Annotated in this window: 1 protein-coding gene; it reads left to right on the top strand. The window is 47.7% G+C overall.

Annotated features, from left to right (window positions below):
- Positions 1-503 precede the first annotated feature (503 nt).
- Positions 504-1,429: hypothetical protein (locus KDK18_RS13085; protein WP_257255370.1), on the top strand; the 926-nt coding region annotated here is incomplete at its 3' end.

Raw genomic sequence — 1,429 nt, 5'->3', positions numbered from 1 at the left:
TTGCATACCAGAGCTCATCCTTAGGATGCTAGAGAGCCAACGCTCGCCTGGTATCGACATGCGTTAGCCGCCGATTGGAGCGTGCCAGCTGATTTGACATCCTCTCGCCCCTCAAGGAGCGAAAGGATGTCAATAAAGCAACTGATAGACTAATTCAGTTCCTATTGTGGGAACCAAACCATCGTCCCACAACACCACAAAACAAAAGCCCTGTAGATTCTTTATTTACAGGGCTTTTTCACATTTGGTCAGACAGTTTTTCTTCAGGGGGAGGCCGGAGATTGGTCAAAAATGATTTTCGGCTCATTCGATAACTATGAATTTTGGGGAACTTACATGAGTGTTCTCATTAACCGGCCACCCTGAGCGTCAGCCTCGCTTTGCGCGGGAACGAGATATATAGGTGATTCAGCTTCCAATCAAGCGCAGAAAACACTTATTTTCTTGATCTATCATCATCTCAATCTACCCTTGTTCCCTACAAATCAGAATGCGCGGATAGAATGATGAACAACTCACTCTTTGCGGCATTGTTTATACTGCCGGTGTTGTTAACTATCGTCTGTCAGGCTGACTCCTCGAAAAGGTGTTTTGTTGTCGATTTTCATCAGGATGATGCAGGTTCTTCGATCCAGAGCGTTTCTATAAAAAGTAACCTCGATACTCTGTCGTACAACCCTTCAGACATTGCCGACACAAGCGGTTATGTGGGGTTAGATTTTTCGCCTGATGATAAACCTTATGGACTTAACGGTTACGGATTAAAAACCACCCTTATTGAGTCAATTTCGTGGCCATTGATTTACGCCTCTCATCTGCTGGTGGCTTACGAACTGATGCTGAGCAGCCACGAAACCTCTCTGAGCGCCAAACCTTTTTCATGGCCACCTGTAGAAGCGTTTGTTGTTATTGGCTGGCTTTTGAAAAACGATTGGAACTCCGATTCGTCACTGTTTATCCCGATGGATCAACAGGAGGCCAGTCAGGATGAACCGTTTACAATCACCACCATGATGCTCCCCGGAAACAGCCAACAAAAAAATAACCAACAAAACCAGCCTTCAACATCATCCGGTCAGCAAGCCACAGGAGGGGCAACCAGCACCCGGACTACAGTCTTTGCCAGCGGCTCCCAGTCTTCTGGCTCTGGCGACGATGACAAAAACCCCGGACCACACCGGCATACTTTCGATAACAATTGTCAATTTGGTTCCTGTCATGGCGTTTGCAAACTCCGATCACCATCCGTTGGTGGAGAGTCCGCCAGAGGGCCGGTGAATTCCGTAGCCAGTTCAGCAAGCCTCGTCACAATGGCAACATTCACACAGAGCAAACGCCCTCCCTCAGCAGTCCCATTCGCGCAACGTGGGACAGCCAGTAAAACTTGTAAATGTGAAGTTACTGATCCCACCAGGCCCTTTGTCTGTGA

This window comes from Endozoicomonas sp. SESOKO3, assembly GCF_024606255.1.
This window is presented reverse-complemented; position numbering and strand designations above follow the sequence as displayed.